This is a genomic window from Marinactinospora thermotolerans DSM 45154 (assembly GCF_900167435.1).
Taxonomy (GTDB): domain Bacteria; phylum Actinomycetota; class Actinomycetes; order Streptosporangiales; family Streptosporangiaceae; genus Marinactinospora; species Marinactinospora thermotolerans.
The window spans coordinates 272371-294056 of the sequence record NZ_FUWS01000002.1; the positions used below are offsets into that span (position 1 = coordinate 272371).

19 protein-coding genes are annotated in these 21686 nt (G+C 72.2%); 15 read left to right on the forward strand and 4 right to left on the reverse strand.

The annotated features are described in order from the left end of the window. Positions 1-8: 8 nt before the first annotated feature. From B5D66_RS04195 to B5D66_RS04205, 3 genes are all read left to right on the forward strand, one after another. Positions 9-4403, forward strand: a complete 4395-nt coding sequence (locus B5D66_RS04195; RefSeq protein WP_159457212.1) for a type I polyketide synthase — start codon at positions 9-11, stop codon at positions 4401-4403. Then, a complete protein-coding gene (locus B5D66_RS04200) occupies positions 4400-5161 on the forward strand; it encodes a thioesterase II family protein (RefSeq protein ID WP_200813512.1) in 762 nt (253 codons plus the stop codon). The genes B5D66_RS04195 and B5D66_RS04200 overlap by 4 nt, the downstream gene beginning before the upstream one ends. 88 nt (positions 5162-5249) lie before the next feature. Further along, on the forward strand, positions 5250-5921 hold the full coding sequence (locus B5D66_RS04205) for a catalase family protein (protein ID WP_078760264.1): 672 nt from the start codon (positions 5250-5252) through the stop codon (positions 5919-5921). 15 nt (positions 5922-5936) lie between these two features. Here the strand turns inward: B5D66_RS04205 and B5D66_RS04210 are convergent, their stop codons facing one another. Then, positions 5937-6488, reverse strand: a complete 552-nt coding sequence (locus B5D66_RS04210) for a TIGR03086 family metal-binding protein (protein WP_078760265.1) — start codon at positions 6486-6488, stop codon at positions 5937-5939. Positions 6489-6592: 104 nt separating this feature from the next. Between B5D66_RS04210 and B5D66_RS04215 the strand changes: the two genes are divergently transcribed. The 6 genes from B5D66_RS04215 to B5D66_RS04240 all read left to right on the forward strand — a co-directional run bounded on the left by B5D66_RS04215 (position 6593) and on the right by B5D66_RS04240 (position 11456). Further along, positions 6593-7411: a helix-turn-helix domain-containing protein gene (locus B5D66_RS04215; protein ID WP_235000729.1), complete on the forward strand. Its 819-nt coding sequence runs from the start codon at positions 6593-6595 to the stop codon at positions 7409-7411. Between the two features lie 597 nt (positions 7412-8008). Further along, positions 8009-9238 carry a PP2C family protein-serine/threonine phosphatase gene (locus B5D66_RS04220; RefSeq protein ID WP_200813513.1) on the forward strand — a complete coding sequence of 410 codons (1230 nt, stop codon included), beginning with the start codon at positions 8009-8011 and terminating at the stop codon, positions 9236-9238. Between the two features lie 156 nt (positions 9239-9394). Beyond that, positions 9395-9928 (forward strand): hypothetical protein, encoded by a 534-nt coding sequence (locus tag B5D66_RS04225; protein ID WP_078760267.1) that lies wholly within the window; start codon positions 9395-9397, stop codon positions 9926-9928. Between the two features lie 2 nt (positions 9929-9930). Then, positions 9931-10473 (forward strand): CAP domain-containing protein, encoded by a 543-nt coding sequence (locus B5D66_RS04230; RefSeq protein ID WP_078760268.1) that lies wholly within the window; start codon positions 9931-9933, stop codon positions 10471-10473. A 236-nt stretch (positions 10474-10709) separates the two neighbouring features. Continuing rightward, complete coding sequence (locus B5D66_RS04235) at positions 10710-11027, forward strand: hypothetical protein (RefSeq protein ID WP_078760269.1); 318 nt, start codon at positions 10710-10712, stop codon at positions 11025-11027. Between the two features lie 162 nt (positions 11028-11189). Further along, on the forward strand, positions 11190-11456 hold the full coding sequence (locus tag B5D66_RS04240) for a hypothetical protein (protein ID WP_144389961.1): 267 nt from the start codon (positions 11190-11192) through the stop codon (positions 11454-11456). A 176-nt stretch (positions 11457-11632) separates the two neighbouring features. Here B5D66_RS04240 and B5D66_RS04245 read toward each other — a convergent pair whose 3' ends face one another. Further along, positions 11633-11899 carry a hypothetical protein gene (locus B5D66_RS04245; protein ID WP_078760271.1) on the reverse strand — a complete coding sequence of 89 codons (267 nt, stop codon included), beginning with the start codon at positions 11897-11899 and terminating at the stop codon, positions 11633-11635. Positions 11900-12143: 244 nt separating this feature from the next. After that, on the reverse strand, positions 12144-12986 hold the full coding sequence (locus B5D66_RS04250) for a SigB/SigF/SigG family RNA polymerase sigma factor (RefSeq protein WP_078760272.1): 843 nt from the start codon (positions 12984-12986) through the stop codon (positions 12144-12146). Between the two features lie 317 nt (positions 12987-13303). Between B5D66_RS04250 and B5D66_RS04255 the strand changes: the two genes are divergently transcribed. The 3 genes from B5D66_RS04255 to B5D66_RS04265 all read left to right on the forward strand — a co-directional run bounded on the left by B5D66_RS04255 (position 13304) and on the right by B5D66_RS04265 (position 15663). Next, positions 13304-14206 carry a DUF4429 domain-containing protein gene (locus tag B5D66_RS04255; protein WP_078760273.1) on the forward strand — a complete coding sequence of 301 codons (903 nt, stop codon included), beginning with the start codon at positions 13304-13306 and terminating at the stop codon, positions 14204-14206. A 366-nt stretch (positions 14207-14572) separates the two neighbouring features. Next, positions 14573-14908: an ArsR/SmtB family transcription factor gene (locus B5D66_RS04260; RefSeq protein ID WP_078760531.1), complete on the forward strand. Its 336-nt coding sequence runs from the start codon at positions 14573-14575 to the stop codon at positions 14906-14908. Further along, positions 14908-15663 carry a cation diffusion facilitator family transporter gene (locus tag B5D66_RS04265; protein WP_078760532.1) on the forward strand — a complete coding sequence of 252 codons (756 nt, stop codon included), beginning with the start codon at positions 14908-14910 and terminating at the stop codon, positions 15661-15663. The genes B5D66_RS04260 and B5D66_RS04265 overlap by 1 nt, the downstream gene beginning before the upstream one ends. A gap of 509 nt (positions 15664-16172) precedes the next feature. Here B5D66_RS04265 and B5D66_RS04270 read toward each other — a convergent pair. Beyond that, the gene (locus B5D66_RS04270; protein WP_078760274.1) at positions 16173-17360 is read right to left on the reverse strand and encodes a UDP-N-acetylglucosamine--N-acetylmuramyl-(pentapeptide) pyrophosphoryl-undecaprenol N-acetylglucosamine transferase; all 1188 of its coding nucleotides are present in this window, start codon (positions 17358-17360) and stop codon (positions 16173-16175) included. Between the two features lie 1588 nt (positions 17361-18948). Between B5D66_RS04270 and B5D66_RS04275 the strand changes: the two genes are divergently transcribed. The 3 genes from B5D66_RS04275 (at position 18949) to B5D66_RS04285 (ending at position 21664) form a co-directional block, all read left to right on the forward strand. Further along, positions 18949-20196, forward strand: coding sequence for a beta/alpha barrel domain-containing protein (locus tag B5D66_RS04275; protein ID WP_200813515.1), 1248 nt, complete (start codon positions 18949-18951; stop codon positions 20194-20196). Between the two features lie 117 nt (positions 20197-20313). Continuing rightward, positions 20314-21330, forward strand: coding sequence for an AEC family transporter (locus B5D66_RS04280; RefSeq protein WP_078760275.1), 1017 nt, complete (start codon positions 20314-20316; stop codon positions 21328-21330). 37 nt (positions 21331-21367) lie between these two features. Continuing rightward, complete coding sequence (locus B5D66_RS04285; protein ID WP_078760276.1) at positions 21368-21664, forward strand: MTH1187 family thiamine-binding protein; 297 nt, start codon at positions 21368-21370, stop codon at positions 21662-21664. Positions 21665-21686: the final 22 nt, after the last annotated feature.

Consider the following 21686-nt stretch of genomic DNA (forward strand, 5'->3'; position numbering starts at 1 on the left):
TGGAGAACGTGGACACTACAGCGGACGCGCGTGGGCGCGAGGTCTCGGAGACCGACATCGCCGTTGTCGGCATCGCCTGCCGCTTCCCGGGTGCCCACGGCCCGCGACAGTACTGGGAGCTCATCTCCGAGGGGCGCCTGGGGATCGGCGAGCTCACCCCCGACGAGGTGCGGCGGGCGGGGGGAGGGGAGGAGCGGCTGGCCGACCCGGCCCTGGTACGCGCCGCCGGCGTCCTGCGCGACGCCGACCGGTTCGACTCCGCCTTCTTCGGCTACTCGGGGCGCGAAGCCGCTCTCATGGACCCGCAGCAGCGGATGTTCCTGGAGGAGGCCTGGCACGCGCTGGAGGACGCGGGACACGACCCCGGCCGTTTCGACGGCGCGATCGGGGTCTATGCGGGGCAGAGCCTGGGCACCCACCGGGAACGCGACTTCGGCTCCTTCCTCGGCACCTCGGGCGACCTCCTCTCGGCGGCGGACGACAAGGACTTCCTGCCCACCCGGGTCTCCTACAAGCTGGGACTGACCGGCCCCAGTGTCGCCGTCCAGGCGGCCTGTTCGACCGCGCTCGTGGCGATCCACCTGGCCTGCCGGGCGCTGATCACCTTCGACTGCGACATGGCGCTGGCCGGAGGGGTCTCCTGGACGCCGCTGCGCCGTCAGGGCTACCTCTACCAGGAGGGCGGGGTGTGGTCGGCCGACGGGCACGTCCGCGCCTTCGACGACCGCGCCTCGGGGTTCGTTCCCGCCGACGGCCTGGGGATCGTCGCGTTGCGCCGCCTGGGCGACGCGCTGGCCGACGGCGACCGCATCTACGCGGTCGTCAAGGGCAGCGCGGTCAACAACGACGGTTCCGACAAGCCCAGCTACACCGCCCCGGGCGCCGCGGGCCAGCGCGCCGCGGTCACGGCGGCGCTCGCGGTCGCCGACGTCCACCCCGACACCATCGGTTACGTGGAGGCGCACGGGACCGCCACCGCGCTGGGCGACGCGGTCGAGGTCGCGGCGCTCACCCAGGCCTACCGGATGGCCGGTGCCTCGCGGACGGGGTACTGCCGGATCGGGTCGGTGAAGTCCAACATCGGTCACACCGACGCCGCGGCCGGGGTCGCCGGCTTCATCAAGGCCGCGCTCATGGTCCACCACGGCCGCATCCCGCCCAGCCCGGTCCTGGAGACGCCCAACCCCCGGATCGACTTCGCCTCCAGCCCCTTCGTCCCGGCTCGGGAGGGCGAGGAGTGGCCGGTGTCGGGGGCGCCGCGCCGCGTGGCCGTCAGCTCCTTCGGGATCGGCGGCACCAACGCGCACGCGATCGTGGAGGAGCCTCCGCCGCCCCGTCCCACCGCGCCGGCACCCCCATGGCAGCCGGTGCTGCTCTCGGCCCGCGACGAGAACGCCCTGACGGCGATGATCGGCGCGTGCGCCGAGGCCCTGGAGGAGACGCCCGACTCGGCCTTCGCCGATCTGGCCTGGACCCTGGCGACCGGCCGGCGCGAGTTCCCGGTGCGCTACGCCGGGGTGTTCCGGGACCGCCGACACGCCGCGCGGGTCCTCCGCGAGCACGCCGGGAGCGGGGCGCGCGAGGCGATCCGGCGCGCCTCCCGAGGGGAGCTGGCGTTCGTGTTCCCCGGCGGCGGGTCCCAGTACCCCGGCATGGGGCGGGAGCTCTACGGGAGTGAACCGGTGTTCCGCGCGGCCGTGGACGAGTGCCTGCGGTTGCTGCCCGAAGGGGAGATGGCCGAACGGTTGCGCGCCGCCTGGGCGGGACCCGCTCCCGACCACGCCGACGAGGACCCCCGGTTCGCGCTGCCCGCGGTGTTCATCACCGAGATCGCGTTCACCCGGCTGCTCGCGTCGCACGGGGTCCGCCCCGACGTCCTTGCCGGTCACAGCCTCGGCGAGTACGCCGCGGCCTGCGCCGCGGGCGTCATGTCCCTGGCCGACGCCCTTTCCGTGGTGGTCAAGCGCGGGGAGCTGCTGGCCGGCCTGCGCGGCGGGGCGATGCTGGCGGTCACCGCGACGGAGGCCGAGCTGGCCGCCTACCTGGACGACGAGGTCTGCCTGTCGGCGGTCAACGCCCGGGCCGCCTGCGTGCTCGCCGGCCCGGCCGAACGCATCGCCGAGGTCCGGACCCTGCTGGAGGGCGACGGGCTGGCCTGCCGTTCCCTGCCGTTGGCGACCGCGGCCCACTCCTCCCTGGTGGACCCGCTGCTCGGCGAGTTCCGGGATTTCCTGCGCGGCGTCGAGCTGCGCCCACCTACGGTCCGGCTCGTCTCCATGGTGACCGGGGACGAGGACGCCGATGTCGCCGACCCCGAGTACTGGGTCACCCACCTCAGGGCGACGGTGCGCTTCGACGACGCGCTGTGCCACGTCCTGGCGCGGCAGCCGAGGGCCGTGGTCGAGGTCGGACCGGGAACCACGCTGACCGCGTTGGCCAGGACCCGCGCCGGAGCCGACGTCGAGCTGCTGTCCACCGGCCGGCACCGCAAGGAGGAGCGGACCGAGCGCGAGGCCCTGCTCCAGGCCCTGGCCGGCCTGTGGCGGGCCGGGGTGGCGGTGGACCCGGCCACCTTGTGGCCTCGACCGAGGTTGCGCACGCCCGCCGTCCCCTATCCCTTCGCGGGGACCGAGCACCCCCCGCCCGGTCCCGCCCGGACCGCGCCGGCCACCGTCGCGCGGGAGGCGGACCTGTACGGGGTGTCATGGGTCCGCGCCGTCGAGCCGCCTCCGCCGCCTTCTGCTCCCGGCGGGCACCGCTGGGTGGTCCTCTCCGATTCCTCCCCGCTCGCCCACGCGCTCGTCGCGGAGCTGGTCGCGCGCGGGGAGGAGCCCGTCGTGGCGGTGCCGGGGACGGACTTCGCGCACGACGGTTCGGGCCGCGTGACCCTGGATCCGCGCCGGCGCGAGCACTACCGGATGCTGCGGGACGCTGCCGTCACCGGGACCACGCCGTTACGCCTGGTCAGCCTGTGGGCGGGCGCGATCCCGGCGGAGTACCACCGCCCCCTGGGGGAGATCAGCGGGTTGGCCGCGGCGCTCGGCGACGTCCCCCCGGGAACCGAGGTCTGCCTGGTCACCCGTGGCGCCTTAGAGGTCACCGGGACCGAACGGCTGATCCCCGAAGCGGCCCTCACGCTCGGAGCGTCCGGTCCACTGGCCTGTGAACTGCCCGACGTGGTGGTCCGCGTCGTCGACCTGGAGCCCGACGACGCCGTGGACCCGCGGCGGCGGGCCGGCGCCCTGCTCGCCGAGTTCTCCCGCCCGCCCCGCGCGGAACCGGTGGCCTACCGCGCGGACCATCGGTGGCTGCGCCGCTTCGAACCGGTCCCCCCGACCCCCTCCGCGGCCCCGGTGCTGCGGACCGGCGGGACCTACGTCATCACCGGCGCCACCGGCGGTGTCGGCCTGCGGTTGACCGCTCACCTGGCCACGGTCCACTCCGCGCGGCTGCTGCTCGTCGGCCGCGGCGCGGTCCGCGCCCTGGAGGAGTGCCGGGACGAGGAGGTCAGGGACGCGCTCGCCCGGCGCCCCGCCGACATCCTGGTCCGGGACGCCGACGTCACCGACCACGCCCGGCTCAAAGAGGTTCTCACCGAGGCGCACGTGCGCTTCGGCGCGATCCACGGGGTGCTGCACACCGCGGGCGACCCGGGAGGGGGGATGGCGGCCCTGCTGTCCGAGGAGGAGATCGACGCCGCCCTCCAGGCGAAGACCGAGGGGACCTCCGTCCTGCTCGCCGCGCTGCGCGACGTCGGGGCCCACCCCGACTTCGTCCTGCTCTTCTCCTCGCTCGCCTCCTTCTCCGGGGTGCCCGGCCTGTCCTGTTACGCGGCGGCCAACGCCTTCATGGACACCTATGCGGCGCGGGCGCGCCGTGAGGGCCTGCCGGTCCTGTCGGTCAACTGGGACCGCTGGAACGGCACCGGTATGGCGCGCACGATGGAGCGGCGGCACCAGGAGATCGCCGGGGAGGGGCTGGACGGGGGGATGAGCGTCCGGCAGGCGCTCGCGGCTTTCGAACGGTGTCTGGCGGCTCTTCCGCTGGGACAGGTCGTCGCCGCCACCCGCCTGCCGGAGGTCGGGACGCGGAGGGCCACGCGCGCCCCGCTCCCGGCGCCGGCCGCCGTCGACCCGGACCCTGGGGAGGAGGATCTCACGGGGTGGGCGCCGCTGGAGCGGGAGCTCCTCCAGATCTGGCGGGAGGTTCTGGGGGCCGGCGCGCGGATCGACCGCGACGAGGACTTCTTCGATTTGGGCGGCGACTCCCTGAGCGCCCTCCAGATCGTCCGATTGTGCCGGAACCGTTTCGGGGCGCAGATCTCGGTGGAGACGCTGTTCGCCGCGCCGACGATCACGGATCTGGCCCGACTGCTCGCGGCCGAACAGGGGGCGGACACGTGACCGGTCCAGTGGTGGAGGACACCCGGCGTTGGCTGCGCCGTAGACCTACCGGGACCCCGCCGCGGGTGCGCCTGGTGTGCTTCCCGCACGCCGGCGGCGTCCCCGGGTTCTACCGGGGGTGGCAGGCGCGGCTACCGGCCGACGTCGAGGTGGCGGCCGTGTGCTATCCGGGCCGTCAGAATCGGTTCGGGGAGCCCCCGATCGACCGGATGGAGCCGCTCGCCGACCGACTGTGCGCGGTGCTGGCCGAGTTCGCGGATCGGCCGTTGGCCCTGTTCGGCCACAGCATGGGGGCCGTGGTCGCCTACGAGGTGACGGTCCGTCTGGCCGAGCGGTACGGGATCCGTCCGCTGGCGCTCATGGTCTCCGCGCACGCCGGCCCGCACATGTGCGGGCTGCCGGGGGAACGGCCGAGGCTCGACGACACGGCGCTGGCCGCGCAGGCCGGCAGCCTCGATCCGATCGTGCCCCACTCGCCGGAACTCCTGGAGCTGGTGCTCCCCTCGATGCGGGCCGACCACGACCTGTTGCGGGCCTACCGGCCCCACGACCCCCGACCTGTCGACACGCCGATCATCGGCTACCTGGGAGGTTCCGACCCGCAGGTGAGCGAGTCGGACATGCGTTCCTGGCGCCGGGTCGCCGGGGCGGGGTTCGACTTACGGGTCCTGCCAGGAGGCCACTTCTACCTGGTCGAGGGCGAGGCGGGGCTCGTCGCCGACATCACCGCGGCCCTGCGCGAGCGAACGCCTCGCTGAGCTCCCCCGCGGGGTGGCCCGAAACGGACCGTTTCCGTGCTCCCAGCGGGGGCAGCCGACCGACGTGGAGACGACGAACGGTACCCGCGTGTCGACCCTGTTCCGTGAGCTGGCACGGGCCCGTGGGGCGCGGGCCTTCCACCCCCGCGGCCGATGGTTCGCCGGGGAACTGACCACGCTCTCCCCCGGAGCGCTCCCGCTCCCCGAGGGGACTCGGCCGGTGACGGTGCGCATGTCCAAGGGAGCGGGGGTGCCCGGCGCGGGCGCCGACGTCCTCGGCCTGGCCGTGCGTGTCCCGGCCGGGGACGGCCGCGGCGGTCCCTGGGACCTCGCGTTGTCGGCCTCGGGCATCGGATGGCTGACCAGGATGGTGCCGCTGCCCGCCCGGGGATGGGGCCGGGCCCGTTACGGAAGCATCGTCCCCTACCGGAGCGGGGGACGGCTGGTGTGGCTGCTCGCCGTCTGCGCGGGGGACGATCCGATCGCCCCAGCGTCCTTGGAGACGCTGTGCCGGCGGGTGGCGGAGCGGCCACCGCTCCTGGTCCTGCACGAGGGAACGGCGTGGGACGGTTGGCGTCCGGTCGCCCGGCTGGTCCTGACGGCCCGGACGCGGGGCCCGGACCCGCGTCCCTGCTTCGACCCGATGCGCAACCGGCCCGCGGAGGTGGAGATGGCACCACGGGGGTTCGCGGCGCTGCGCGAGCGCGCCTACCACGGCAGCCGGCTCGGCCGGTGGTCCGTGGACTCCCCCTCGGAGTGACCGGTCCCGCGGGGGTCACCAGGCGCGGCGTCCCAGGAGCGCCAGTACCCGCGTCTGTTCGTCGGCGCCGGGTGGCGGGGTCAGCCCGGGGGCGAAGTGCTCCTTCGCGCTCGGTTCGGTGGCGAACCCGGCCGCGGCCTCGCCTATCCAGCGCAGGTCGGCGGGGGCTATCCGCTCGTCGAGTCCGGTGGCCCGGGCCAGGTCCCAGCGGTGGACGACCAGGTCGAAGGCGATGAAGCGATCGACGGCCTCCTCGAACGCCGTCACCCCGAAATGCCCCTCGAAGGTGGTGGCGGCCTGGCGCGGGTCGTCCAGGACGGTCTGGACGCCGTGGGCGGCCCCCTTCCAGGCGGCGAGCGGATCCTCCTCGACGGAGGGGAGCGGCGCGGCCTCCCGGCCGATCAGCCCGAGGAACGCGCCCTGGGTGTCCACGACGTGTCGCACCACGTCGAGCGCCGTCCAGCCGGCGCAGGGGGAGGCGGCGTCCCACCGCTCGGCGGGCACCCGCGCCACCGTCGCGGCGAACTCCGTTGCCAGCCGTTCGTAACGTGCCGAGATCTCGCTCATGACCGTCCTCGCTTCCGTGGGTCTTCCGTGGACCATCCGAGGGTGCCGCAGCGGCCCGGGGACCGTCTTGAACGAACGCGACACCGGCTGGCTAGCCTGGGCGTGTGGTCGAACCGGTGGAACGGGACGCGCGGGGCATCCTCGCCCCCGAGCGCGGGCTGAACCACTTCCGTCTGCACCGCCACGCGCCCTCCAGAGAGGTCGCCCGTTTCGTCGACCGTTACTGGCTGGTCGACTGGGACCTGCGCGGGCGTGCCCCCTACGTCCAGCGCGTCTTCGCCCATCCGGTGGTCAACCTCGTCTTCGGACCGGTCGACGCCGGGCTGCACGGTCCCACCACCCGGGTGGGTGAACGGGAGCTGCGTGGTGCGGGACGCGCGCTGGGGGTCATGTTCCGCCCCGCCGGGTTCCGTCCCTTCCTGGGTGGGCCGATGACCGGGATCACCGACCGGACCGTCGATCCGGCCGAGGTGTTCGGCGCGCGGGTCCGGGAATTGGCGGTGCGGGTGGAGACGGCGGCCGATCCCGAGACGATGGTGGCCCACGTGGATCGCTTCCTGGCCGAACGGCTCCCCACGGCGCGCGTGGCCTGTGAGGACACCGCCGACCTGGTCGAACGGATGGCCGCGGATCCGAGCGTGACCAGGGTGGAGGAGGTCGCCGCACGGGAGGGGATCGGGGTGCGCCGCCTCCAGCGCCGTTTCGCCGACCACGTCGGGTTGGGGCCCAAGGCCGTGATCCGCCGTTACCGTCTCTACGAGGTGGCCGAGCGCGCGCGGTCGGCGGGCTCCGTCGACTGGGCCGCCCTGGCGGCGGAGCTGGGCTACAGCGACCAGTCGCACCTCGTCCGCGAGTTCACGAGGCTCGTTGGCACGCCCCCGGCGCGCTACAGCCGCGCGTCGCGAGCGGGTCGCGGGGCGTAGGCCGGAGGGACGGCCGTGGCGCGGGCCCGGAGTGGTTTCGAGGGCGTCGGGGCGCCCTCCCACGGCTCTCCCGGGCGCGGGGAGGGGCGGCAGCGTGGGCCGGGAACGCGCGCCGCGCGGAGGCGGAGGGACGGCGGGGTGGGGAGCTCCGTTCCCTTGGCGCCTGGTCGGGGACGCGCCTCGGCGATCGGCCGGTCGGCGCCTTCGTCCCGCGCCGGGGAGGACGGCCCCCGCAGGGGGCGCCCAGACCGGTGGCCGGCGTGCCCTGCGTGAAACGGACCCCTCCGCCCCGAATCCCCGGCGCGCCTCGCGGTGGATGTCCACGGAGCCCACGGGAGGTGGTGCTCCCCGCTCTGTTCCGCGGCGCCGATCCCGCCATGTCACGGTCGGCCCCACCCGGTGGTGGGACGGCCACGGTGGCGCGGCCCCGGGGCCGCGGGCGCGTCCCTCGCGCTTCGCCTCCCCGTCCGCTACGGCACGCGCAACGTGCTCCCGCGTTCGCGGGGCGGGCTCGGTTAGGGTGGACGGCCGGTACCGGAGACGGCTTTGCGCACGTCAGCGCGGTCGGAGGGGCGGGCAGGCGACGCGGGGGTGGCCATGGCGACGGAGAGGACTTCCGAGCGCGTCGGCGCCATGCTCGCCGGCCTGTTGAGCACGGCCCATCTGTGTCCATTGGATGAGCTGCCCGCCCTGATCGCCCGGCACGCGCCGTCGGCGGGCCTGCACGACGTCGTGCTCTACCTCGCCGATCTTCGCCAGGAGGTGCTGCGTCCCTTGACGGGGACGGAGATCGGGCTGCTGGGCAAGCGGGTGAACATCGACGCCACCCTGGCCGGTCGCGCCTACCGCACCTACGGGATCGTCGCGGTCACCGAGAACGGGGAGGGAGGGGAACAGGGGCCGCGTCGGCTGTGGGTGCCGTTGGTGGACGGGGTGGAACGGCTCGGGGTCCTGCGCGTGGGGGTGGAGGTCGACGATGCCGCCACGCGTGAGGCGGCCCGGGCCCTCGCCGATCTCGTCGCCCTGCTCGTGGCGAGTAAACGTCCCCACAGCGACACCTATGCCGGACTGGTCCGCAGCCGTCCGATGAGCGTGTCGGCGGAGGTGCAGTGGACGCTGATGCCCCCCTCGACGTTCGCCAACGACGACGTGGTGGTCAGCGCGGCCCTGGAGCCGGCGTACCACATCGGAGGGGACGCCTTCGACTACGCGCTGGCCGGCGACCTGCTCCGCCTGGCGATCTTCGACGCCACCGGCCACGATCTGGCCTCGGGGCTGGCCGCGACGATCGCCATGGGCTGCAACCGCAACCAGCGTCGCCAGGGGCGGGGGCTGGTCGAGACCAGTGAGGCGATCGACGCCGAGGTCGGCGAGCAGTTCGGGGGGACGCGTTCGGTCACCGGTCTGCTGGCCGACCTCGACCTGCGCACCGGCGTGCTCACCTGGGTCAACCGGGGGCACCACCCCCCATTGGTGATCCGGGGCGGACGGTGGGTCGCCGAGCTGTCCTGTCCGCCCGCCCTGCCGATGGGGATGCCCCTGCCGAGCGATCCCGAGGCGTGTCAGACCCAGTTGGAGCCGGGCGACCGGCTCGTCCTCTACACCGACGGCATCATCGAGGCTCGCAGCTCACGCGGTGACTTCTTCGGCCTGCACCGCTTCATCGATTTCATCATCCGCCGCATGGCGGACGGCCTGTCCACCCCGGAGACGCTGCGGCGACTGGTCGAGACGGTGCTGCGTCACCAGGACGGCCGGTTGGAGGACGACGCCACCGTGCTGTTGGTCGAGTGGGGCACCAAAGGCGGGCGGGACCTGCTGTTCTGAGTGGTGTGCCGGTGCTGGGAAACCGGCCGGGAAGGTTTCGACGACCCCCGCATTACTCTGTGTATTTGGGTAGAAGCGCGCGGTGAGCATCGGAGGTCGGGCGGCTGTGCCTCCCGGCCGTGCACATAGGAAACCAGGGGGAACACGATGACGAGGATGGCAATCCTCACCGGTCTGGCGATCGCGGGCATCGCGGCGACGGCCCTGCCCGCCCACGCGGAAACCGCCCCACAGGAGCAGTACGTTTCGATCCTCATCTCCCGAGAGGGGGTCGAAGTGGCGCCGGAGCTGTTCGAGGAGCGTTCCCTCGGCCCTTGGGGGATCACCGGTTACATCGAGGAGCTGCTGTGGGGACGCCCGGCCGGCCAGCAGCAGGAGGAGGCCGTCCAGACGGAGGCGCGCCCGAGCCAGACGGAGGAGAACGCGCCTCCCGCCGAGGCGATCGAGGTCTGGACGCCGCAGGGGCAGGTGCGTTGTGAGGTTCCACGCCCCGACCTGGAGCGACTGCGCGATCGGCTCGCCGCGGTCAAGGAGGGGGACTCCGACCGGTTGCAGATCTCGCTGAGGGAGGACTCCTGCGACCTGCGCGACCCTGGCCCGGTCGGTCCGACGGTGGGAGAGACGTCCGAGGACGCGCCGGCCTGGGAAGGGCCGACCATCCGGATCGGCCGACTCCAGATCGGGCCGTGACCATGGGCCGCGTCGACGCTCTGGGGCGTCGACGCGGCGCCCTGGTATCGACGGCGCTGCTGTTCGTGTGCGGATGCGGCCCGATCGGCGTGGAGGGGATCGCCGGACGAGAGGCCAAACCGCCCCTGTCGCGGCTCGATCCGCGTCCGCTGGAGGAATCGTCGCAGGGACCGTCGGAGAACGCGGTGCTCTCCGAGGTCAACCGGGCACGGGTACGGGCCGGATGCCCTCGGCTGAGGGTCGATGAGCGACTGCGCGTGGTGGCCCTCGGCCACAGCCGGGACATGGCCGAACGGGGGTTCCTCGGCCATCTCGCGCCGGACGGTCGAGGGCCGAGGGAACGGGTGCGGGCTCGTGGATATCGGGGGCCGGTCGGCGAGGTCGTCGCGGGAGGGCGGTCCGACGCAACGGGAGTGGCCGGATCATGGCTGCGCGATGGGCGGGATCGCGCGCTCCTGTTGGACTGCGCCATGACGGAGACGGGGGTCGGGATGGCGGGGGAGGGGGCGCGGACGCGCTGGACCCAGCTCCTCGGGGGCGGCTGACCGGATACGGCGACGGCGTACGGCGGATTCCGTCGTGCGCCGTTTCTGTACTCCCGCCCCCCTTTGTCGTTACTTTGTGTGGGCAATGCATTACGCATAGTTACGAAGGAATTCTTCGGGTAGCTGGATGCGCGACGGGTGCGGGCTCCCCGCCGCGGCGCGAAGCGCGACGGTGTCGAGCCGGCACACATCTCGGTCCGGTCGCGTACCGGATTCACCTGGGAAGGGAAACCCGAATGAACAAGATGCTCAGCCGAGTCGCCGTGACCGCCGTCGTCGCCCCGACCGTCGCGCTGGCCGCTCCCGCCGCGGCCATGGCCGACACCCTGTTCGGTGCCGAGGCCAGCGCCGCCGGCCCGCAGGGCGCGGTCTCCCAGGAGGTCCTCGCCTTCGCCGGTGACGGCTTCGGCCACGGCAAGGACGGCAAGGGCAAGGACGACAAGGGCAAGGGCGGACACGGCGGCTTCGGCGGCGTCACCCTCTACAAGGAGTCGTTCGAGGCGGCCGGCCCGTACGGCGCGATCTCCGAGAACCTGGTCAGCGTCGCCGACTAGCGACCATCCCGGCCGGGGCGGCCGGCTCGCGCCGTCCGCCCCCGGCCACAACCCAGCCGAACCTAGGGGGCGTCCCGCATTCTCGTCCGACCGGACGGCGCCTCCGGTGTCCTTCCGGCTCTCTCGTGAGAGCGGCGGGATGTGGGACGGCCGGGGAGAGCAATGGCAAGCAAGAGGAGAGTGGTGCGTCGCGCCGTTGTCGCTGGTGTCACGGCGACGATCGCCCTCCTGTCGCTGCAGTCCACCGCAGCGGCCGACACCGAGTTCGAAGAGAGCGACATGTGGGCCAGCCGTGACGGGGCGAGCCTGTGCGTCGTGAAGGCCGTCGCCCGCGACGGCAAACACGCAGGCGCCCGTTACGAGCAGGTCTGCTATCGGGTCGGACCGGGGGGAGCCAGCATCGAGGCGACCACGAGCGCAGCGCGTTAGAGGATGTCCGGGACGGCTCGGGGCCGTCCCGGACGGATGGAACACAGGGTGCCGATCCGTGATCCGGCCGGGAACCGTCCTCCCGCCCGGAGCGGACGGCGGCCCGAGAAGAGGGGGACCCCGCGCGGCACCGCCGCGCGGGGTCCCCGGGTGATGGCCGGACCACCCGTATGCGATCACCCGGTGCCGGCGACCACCGTGTTGGAAGCGGCGCCGAACTCGCCGGCGAAGGACTCGTTGTCGTAGTAGATGGTGTTGCCGAAACCGTCCGCCGCGCTCAGGGTCTCCCAGGCGGCAGAGCCCTTGGGGCCGGCGAACGACCCCGACTCGTTGTAGAACGCGCCGTTACCGAAGAAGTCGCCGGCGAACGCGACGCCGCCGAGGCCGAGGGCCGCGGGAATGGACAGGGCGCCTACGGCGATGGCGCGTTGGATGTTGCGCATCTCGAATCCTCTCGAGTGTGTCGCCTTTTCGCTCCTGAGGCCTCGCGGATCCGCGTGTCCTCCGATCCCCGCCCTGTCGGGTCGAGGTCGTCGAGCGGGAGGCGTGGTGACCTCCAGGGACGCCTCTACCGGGACTCATGGTCATTAATCGATCACGTCATGTGGTAAGCCTCATGGTGCGACAGGGCAACTTTTTTCGCCCCCGCGCGTCCGGGCGTCGGTTATCTACACCACCGGAGGCGGCTCATGAGGAGTCCAGCATCGTCGAGCGGAGGCGCTGGAGGGTCGCCGAGAGTACCCGTGACACCTGCATCTGCGAGATCCCCATCACCCCGGCGATCTCGCTCTGTGTCTTGTTGCCGAAGAAACGCAGCAGCAGTACACGGCGGTCGCGTGGGGGCAGGTGGGTGATCGCCGCGTACAGGGCGTGCCGGTCGACGACGCCCTCCAGGTCGGTGTCGGTGTCGCCGATCGTGTCGCCGAGCGTGGTGTCGGCCCCGGCCTCTCCGAAGGGCGCGTCCAGGGACAGGGCGCTGTAGGCGGCCGCCGCGTCGATCAGTTCCATCGTGTCGGCGACATCGAGGTCCAGCGCCGCGGCGATCTCGGTGAGGGAGGGGGTGCGGCCGGCGCGCTGGGTGAGTTCGGCGACCACCCGGTTGAGCTCGCTGCGCCGCTCCTGATGGCGGCGGGGGACCCGGATCGCCCACGTACTGTCGCGGAAGTGGCGCTTGAGTTCGCCGGTGACCATCGGTAGCAGGTAGGAGACGAACCGCTTGCCGTAATTGGGGTCGAATCCCCTGATCGCCTTGAGCAGGCCGACCATGGCGACCTGGACCAGGTCCTCCATCGGCTCGCCCCGCTGGCGGTAGCGCCCCGCCTCACGGCGGACGATGTGGGCGTGCATCTCCACGATCCGGGCGCGTATCACCTCGCGTGCCGGATCTCCGGGGGGCAGCTCGGCCAGCGTCGCGAGGAGATCCTCGGCACTCGCCTCCTGCTGTGCCGCCGCGGGCGGGAGATGGTCCTCGCGGGTCGGCTCGGGCGAGGAGGGCGAGGGCGCCAAGGCGGGTGGTGTGGAGCTGGACATCGAGGTTCCCTTCACCGGACGGGAGGGCGTGCTGGAGCGGATCACGGGACGGCGGAGCGGACCCGTGGTACGAGCGCGGTGGCCGGCGGCGCGGACGCGACCGGTCCGGAACCGTGGCTGTGCGCCCCGGCTGTCCAGGCGGTGGACATCTGGACGGCCAAGGCTGACTCGCAGACCCGAATAAAGCAGGTGCCCGCTACTCAAAGTAACAAATCGCGGGTAAGTAGTCACTTTGGGTGAAGGTCTGCGCGTGGCGGAGGGGTGAAGCGGCCGGAACCGGCGCACCTTCCCCGCTCCGCGCGTCCTAAGATCGGCGCATGGCCGAGCTCATGGGACAAGACGGGACGTGGACGTTCGACGGGGACATCGTGCGCGTCGTACCCGGCCACGGTCGGGGGGTGCACCGGCTTCGCAAGGAGCTCGGCGAGATCGCGGTCCCCCTGCCGGCGTTGGCCGGCATCGCCTACGAGCCCGGCCGTAAGGGCAAGGGCGGACGGATCCGGCTGCGGCTACGTGAGGGCGCCGACCCGCTCACCCAGATCGCCGCCGGACGGCTCAACGAGGCGGCCGACCCCTACCGGATGGCCGTGGACCCGGATCGTACCGGTGTCGCGGAGTACCTGGTCGACGAGGTCCGCGCCGCCCTGTCGCTGGAACAGGTGCCCGACGGCCCCACCGACCGCTACCTGCTGCCCGGCCCCAACGCCCCGCTGACGGCCTCGGGCGAGGACGGCACCGCCCTGTTCGACGGTGAGCGGATCATCCTGGACTGGAACTGGATCACCGAGGAGAGCAAGCGCGCCGGCGGGCCCCGCCAGGTCACGCTGCGGGAACTGGTGCGGGTCGAATGGCTGCCCGCTGTCGGCTGGGAGAGCGGGTACCTGCGGTTCCGCCACCACGGGGACAGCGCGAACGTCCCGCCCAAGTACGACCCGTACTGCCTGAAGCTCGGCTGGGGAACCCAGAAGGAGTACACCACGACCGCCCTGCTGGCCGCCGCGGTGACGGCCAGGCTGCCGCACCCCTTCGGAACCGGCGCGTCCTCCCCCGAACCGCAACGGGAGGCGCTGACCGCGGCCCCCCAGGAGGAGGCCGCCTCCGGCGAGGACCATGACGTACTGCTGCGCAGACTCCGTGAACTCGCCGAACTGCACCGCGAGGGAGTGTTGACCGAGGCGGAGTTCGCCGCCGCCAAGCAGGCCCTGCTGCGCCGCTTCTGACCGCCTTGGCCGATCGGCCTTCGGGGTGATGGCCGAACCGGGCCTCCCCGGCACCCCGCCACCCGCCCCTCCCGGAGCGGGCGGGGGCGGGGTGATCGCGCGGGGATCCGGAAGGCGGGAGGGGTGTGCCCCGCCTGGCCGTGGACCGCCTTCCGCAAGCGCCGTGCCGGCCTCCTGGGGTCGCTGTCTCTGACGGCTCTCGCGTGTCGTAAAGGGCCCGGGGTGTCCGTTCCGCTGCCCGGGTCTCCTGGAGGGCGCCGTGATCGCGCCCTCCCGATCCGCCGGGTGCCATTGAGGGGGCGATGCCGCGGTGGATCACATTGGTTCAGGGTTTCCTGGATTCAGAAATATATGTACTTTGGTGTCGTGCTCACGATCACCACTGACATCGATGCGCTTGCCCGTTTCGGACGCGCCCTGGCCGACCCGATCCGCTGCCGTATCCTGCTCTCCCTGCGCGAGGCCCCCGCTCACCCCGCCGACCTCGCCGACGCCCTCGGCGTCAGCCGCACCCGCCTGTCCAACCACCTGGCCTGTCTGCGCGACTGCGGCCTCGTGGTCGCGGTCCCGGTCGGGCGACGGGTCCGCTACGAACTCGCCGACCACAGACTCGGCCACGCCCTGGACGACCTGCGCGCCGCCGTCCTGGCGGTGGAGACCGACACGACCTGCGTCGATGCAGAGGAGAAGGGGTGCTGCTGATGAGCGTGTCCCCCACTCTCCGGCTGAGCGACGAGCGCCGCGCGGCGCTCACCAACCGCGTGCGCCTGCTGGTCGCCATCACCATCGCCTACAACGTCATCGAGGCCGTGATCGCGATCACCGCGGGGACCCTGGCCTCCTCGACGGCGCTGATCGGTTTCGGACTGGACTCCGCGGTCGAGGTGTCCTCCGCCGCCGCGGTGGCCTGGCAGTTCTCCGCCCGGGACGCTTCGACGCGCGAGGCCAGGGAGCGTCGGGCGCTGCGCGTCATCGCCGTCTCCTTCTTCGCCCTGGCCGCATATGTCACCTTCGAGGCGCTGAGGAGCCTGTTCGGCGGGGGCGAGGCCGATTCCTCGGTTCCCGGCATCGTGCTCGCCGCCCTCTCGGTCGTGGTCATGCCGTTCCTCTCCCACGCGCAACGCCGGGCGGGCCGCGAACTCGGCTCGGCGACGGCGGTCGCCGACTCCAAGCAGACCCTGCTGTGCACCTACCTCTCCGCGGCCCTGCTGGTGGGACTGCTCGCCAACGCCCTGTTCGGGTGGGCGTGGGCCGATCCCGTCGTCGCCCTGTTCATCGCCGTGGTCGCGGTCAAGGAAGGGCGTGAGGCCTGGCGCGGCGACGCCTGCTGCGCGCCGGGGCTCGCCCCCGCCGGCGCGCAGGCCGCCGGGGCCGGGACGTGCCACACCGCGGCGAAGGCGGCCGAGCCGGGATGTCACGACGGTTGCGCGGCGGCCGGCGACCGGGACCGCCCCTGAGTGACGCCGTGGCAGGCCGCCGGTCGCCGGGGCCGTTCCCCGACGACCGGCGCGGCCGGCCGGGCCGCCGCGCCTCGCGGATGCCCGAAGCGGCTTCCCTATGGGCGCCGGGGTCGAGCACGGCGGACCCCCACCGAAGTCGCCGCAGACCCGTCCGCCCGGGCGGGGAGGCCGGCGAGAACGCCGCTGCGGGCGGAACGCGGAGCAGACGCGCGGCGCACCACGGCGGCCTGCGGACGGGCCGGACGCGGGGACAGGCCGGCGCGCCGGGAGAAGCGCGAAATGGCGCGCTGCCGCGGCCATGGACGAGTGCCGGATGCGCCGCCGGAAGGCGCCCGGGCGGCGGCCGTCGAGCCAGCCCCGGCCGAGCGCTCGCGAAATGGCGCACCTCCCGGGCCGGACACCGGGTGCCCTCCCACCGGTTCGGGGGCGAGCGCGACCGTCTCGGGGAGTCCCCGCCCACCGGAGCGGCCGGGGACGCGCGGCGCACCTCACCGCGCGCCGGAAGGCTAGGCGCCCACCGCCGACAGCACGACGTCGACCAGACGCTCCGCCGCGTCGGGGCGGCCGTGCGCGCGGGCCCGCTCGGCCACACCGGCACGCAGCGCGGGGTCCGCCAGGAGCGGCCCCACCGCGTCGCGCAGGCTCTCCGGGGAGACCTCGCCGAGCAGGGCCACCGCGGCCCCGGCCTCCTGGAGGTGGCGGGCGTTGTGCGCCTGCTCGTTCCCCGCGGAGGACGCGAGGGGGATGAGGACCGACGCCTTGCCCAGCGCCGTCAACTCGGCGATCGTCCCCGCCCCGCTGCGCGAGATGACCACGTCGGCCAGGGCGAGGACGTCGGGAAGTTCGGGGCCCACGAAACCACGCAGGTGGTACCGGACCGCCAGGTTCACGGGAAGCCCCTCGGAGTGCCGGATCAACGCGGCCATGTTCGCCTCGCCGCACTGGTGGATGACGTTGGCGCGGGCCAGCAGCCACGGCAGGAGACCCCCGACCGTGCCGTTGATCTGGGCCGAGCCCTGGGCGCCACCGGTGACGTAGACGGTGGGCAGGTTCGGGTCGTAGCCGGTGAAGTTGAGCGCCTCGACGGCCTTCTCGCCCTGGCCCGACAGCACCTCCGGCCGGACCGGGTTCCCCGTCACCACGGCACCCGCCTGGGCCTGTTCGGGGAGGAGGGCGATGGTGGACTCCGACGAGACGGCGACCCGCGCCGCGGTGCGGGCGAGCACGCGGTTGGCCAGCCCCAGGCGGACCGTCTGCTCGTGGACCACCAGGGGGCGGTGGCAGAGCTTGGCGGCGAGGCCCACGGGAACCGCGACATAGCCCCCGGTGGCCAGCACCACGTCGGGGTGGAAGTCCGCGACGATCCGGCGGGCCTGGGCCACGCCGCGGGGAACGTTGGTCATGTCCCGGATGTTGGCGGGAGAGGCCAGCTTGAGGGGGTTCTTGGAGCGGCGGATCTTCCCGGTGGCCACCGAGGCGAACCGGATCCCCTCGCCCTGCGCGACACGTGACTCCAGGCTGTTGGCCGCTCCCACCCACAGGACCTCCAACGCCCTGCCGGTGGACGCCAGCCGTGCGCGCAGCGCGCGCACGGCGGTGAGAGCGGGATAGGTGTGGCCGCCGGTCCCACCCCCGGTGACGATCAGCCGGAGGGGCCGGTCCTGCGGGAGGCGGTTGAGGTCGTCGCTGTTCACAAGATTCCAATCTGGCTACGCCCGGGCTCCTGCGGGCCGTAGGGATTTCCTGGCCGGTCATCGTCGCCAGGGGCCGATGACGCTGGAAAAGACGAAGTGACGCTCCAGACCCTGCACCCGTCGGGAGGGTGGGCGTGCTCGGCCAGGCGTGGGGTGGCCTGGCGGGCGGACAAACGCCGCGCCCTACTTCACCCGTGATGGTAGACCCCGAATCGGGGGCGCGTCGTTGCCTCCCCGCGCTCCGCGCGGGACGTCCGCCGCGTCCTTCAGCGTTCGAAGGCGGCCGCGCGCCCTCTGACCTGGATGGGAAACGGCCCGCCGATGAGGGGAGGGGGATCGGGAGTACGGGAAATCGGTGGGGAAGTTCTCCGCCCCGAACGGAATCGAACGTGTGGCGGGCGGAGCGGCGCTGGATGGCGGGGATGGACCCGGCCGGGGACCATTGGTGCCCTCGGCCGTCCACATCGGGCGTGTGGAACCCCCTCCCGTGTCGCGGCCGACAGATGCGGTGGCGCCCGGGGGCGGTTCAGGGAAATGGAAGTCGCGTGGTTTTCGGTGCTCGCCGGCCCAATCGGCGGGTGCGGTGACGGTCTCGGCCCCTCCTCGCGCCACGCGGGCCGTTGCCCGGAGGGCCGGTGTTCTTCCCGATGGAGTCGTTTTTGTGGGTGAGGGGAAAGGGCATCGAGGCTCGATCCGCTCGGGAGCGGGGATGAGGCGTTTCCGGAGCCCGTCGCTGGCGCCGGGGCGGCGTTTCCGCGGCGGTGCGCGATCCAGGGGCCTGTTACGGAACGCGCGGTTTGCCGGTGCGACCGTCACTCCGCGTCGAGAAGAACCGAATGGGGTCGATACCGATGTCCGCCCCGCCCTGGCCCATATCGGCCAGATCGGATACCGCGGTGGAGCTGGGACGCGCGTGAGTCGTGGGCGGCCGACGTGCGTTCTTCCGCTCGAATGGGCGAAATTCGCGAGGGGTGACCTTTCTTTTTCGCGTATTCCCGAGGGGGTTCCCCTGTCCCGTTCGATGATCCGAGCGAGGGCATCCGTTTCCGGCCGCCTCCCCCGGGGGTCGGGGGTTGATGCCCGGGTGGTCGTGTCGGCCGTTTCGACGTGCGGATCCTCGCGGACAGGAGCGTGAAAAGGCGGGTAGGGCGGTGTGTGTGGAGGAGGGGCTCTGGCCCGTTCGCGCTCCCCGTCCCCTCGACACGTGGGGTGGGGCCGGGCGTGATGCGGGTGGGGATGAAGACCGCCTCCTCCCGAAATGCGACTTTAGGTAGAGGGGCGCTCGGGGTGGAGGGGGCGGGTCGGGTCTGCCGCCTGGAGGGGGCCAGCTAATTGCTGATCTTGGAGCGCGCGAAATTTCCTTATTGGGGTAACAAAAGGTGTAATGTGAGACAGGTCACATTTAAATGCGAAGTGGGTCCCGGTAGTCTCATGCCGGTACAGCGCGCTGAGTGAATCCACGGCCACTTATCGCTGGATGACCGAGCCTTATCCAGCCATTCACGCTTTGCTTCCGGGAATGTTCTCCGATTCATCTCGTCCCCCCGAATGAATGACATATTTCAAGGGAGTAAAAATGCCTCTTTCCATGCCGGATGGGCACCAGCCCCGGTACACCGACTTTGAGATCGCCGGCATTTCGGACGAGACCATGCGTGAGGGAGGGGAACGTGCCCTCTACGGGGCCGAGGACGGCCAGAAACTCCAGCTGATCGAGGCCCTGACCGAAGGCGGCCTGCGCGACATCGACTTAGGGTCCGGGCTCACCGAGCCGCGTTTCCTCCTCCGCTGCCTGCACGCGCAGCACATGCTGGGCCGCATCCCGGAGGACACCCAGTTCGTCTTCAACCTGACGCTGAAGACCTGGGAGCCCCTGAGTGAGGCGCTGAAGATCATCCCGCGGGACTACCTGGCGAAGATCCAGGTCAGCCTGGGAATGGTGGAGCACCGCCAGGAGGAGAAACTCCTCGAACGCGCCCACGACCACCTGACCTCGCTGGGGGTCGGCTCCTTCCGCGCGAGCATCCTCAACGCCTTCTCGCACGAGATCGACGACAAGCAGTACGCCTTCATCAACGAGCAGGTGGCCCGGGTGCGCGCGCTCGGCATCGACCTGGTGCGGGTGAACGACTCCATCGGGACCCTGTTCCCCGAGGCCACCGCGGTCCTCGCCGCGAACCTCGTCCGCGACAACCCCGACATCACCTTCTACCTCCACTCCCACGACGACCGTGGGCTCGGCCTCGCCAACTCCCTCGCCTCGATCTTCCACGGCTTCCAAATGGTCGAGGGCGGGGTGGCGGGGTTCGGCAACCGGGCCGGACTGGCCAACCTCGAGGTCATGAGCCAGATCTTCACCGAGCGGGGCATCTCCGTCGCGGGCACCGAACTGGACACCGAGAAGCTGTCCCGCGCCGCGTCGCTGGCCGAAGAGGTCTTCATGGTGCTGCCGAACGTCTACCGTCCGGTCAGTGGCATGCTGGTGCGCAATGAGAACGCCGGGATCGTCAACGTCCCCGACTACCTCGGTGTCAGCCGACCGGTCGACTACTTCCTCAACCCCATCGGCACCTTCCCCACCACCGTCGCCCAGGCGCTGGACAACGCCGGATTCCCCGAACGGCTCACGGGGGACCGCGAGTTCATCACGGCGGTGGCCGACCGCCTCACCGACCACATGGAGAACGTGCTCTACCCGGCCAAGCGGGAACGTTTCGAGGAGCTCCTGCGCCAGGTGCACGAGTTCTACACCGACATCGTCCGCCTCGACGCGGTGCAGGACGCCGCGCTGGACGTCCTCCAGGAGCGGGCCTCCGACCAGGTGCCCGCGACCTGATCCCCGCCGGTGGCGCGCGACCGGCACACCACCGGCCACTCTCACGCCCTGGTGCCCGCCCGACCGGCGGGCACCAGCCACGCCCACGTTCCGACGATTTCGAGAGGTCCGCCCGCAATGGGATTCGCCCCACTGCTGTCGACGATGGTCCCGCTCTTCGCCATCGTCCTGATCGGATACCTCGCCAGCTACTCCGCCCCCTTCAAGGGGAACGCGCAGAAGGCCGTCAACGACTTCGTCTTCTTCATCGCGCTTCCCGCCCTCCTCTTCTCCTCGGTCGCCGAATCCGGCCTGTCCGAGGGGATCTCCTGGTCCTTCATCGCCGCGAACCTCACCATGCTGGTCCTGGGCGCGGGCTTGGGGCTGGCCATCGGGCGGCTCCTGTTCCGCCACCCGATGCCCCGGGCGCTGACGACGGCGATGTTGTCCGGGTACGGAAACGTCGCCTATCTCGGGGTGCCGCTCCTGGTCACCGCGGTGGGGACGCAGGCCGCGCTACCGGTGGCGCTGGGGCAGCTGCTGCACAACATGTTCTTCATGGTGCTCTACCCCATGTGCGTGACCGTGGCGGTCCAGCGCGCGCGGGTGAAGGAGCCCGTCGCTTCGGGGAAGGGCGGGATCACCGCCGAGGGCGATGGCCCGTCGGCGCCCTCCACGGGGAGCACCGGACGGGCGGTGCTGCGCAGCGTCGTCCTCAACCCGGTCAGCCTCTCCGTCGTCGCCGGACTGCTCTTCGCCCTCACCGGGCTCGGCCTTCCCGGGCCCGTCGAGGACACCATCACGATGCTCGCCGGGGCGGCGGCGCCCGGTGCCCTGTTCGCCGTGGGCCTCACCCTCCGCCGGGCGATGTCGGCGCTGCGCGAGGGCAGCGTGGCCATCCCCGAGCTGTCCTGCTCGATCGTCGTGAAGCTCGCGATCATGCCGCTCGTCGCCGTCGCCCTGGTCACGTGGGTCTTCCCGATGCCCACGGTGTGGGCGTTCACCACGGTGGTGATGTGCGGGCTGCCCAACGCCGCGACCGCCTATGTCCTGGCCCAGCAGAAGGAGTCCGGCGCCCAGCAGGCCGCGGCCTCCATCGTCGTCACCAGCGCCCTGTCACTGATCACCCTGCCGCTGGCGGCCCTGATCGCGTGACGCAACCGACCAACCATCCAAAGGAACCGGAACGACCATGCTCGTCGCCTTCTCAGTCAGTCCGCTCGGCACCGGCGAATCCGTGGGAGAGGCCGTCGCCAGGGCCGTGGCGGTGGTCCGCGACAGCGGGCTGCCCAACCGCACCGACGCGATGTTCACCACGATCGAGGGCGAGTGGGACGAGGTGATGGACGTCGTCAAGCGCGCCGTGGCGGCGGCCGGCGAGGGGGCGGGACGGACCACGCTGATCCTCAAGGCCGACATCCGCCCGGGGACCACCGGGGCGCTCGACGGCAAGGTCGCCTCCGTCGAGGCCCATCTCCGCGACATGTGACCCACCCCGACTAGGAGCCCCC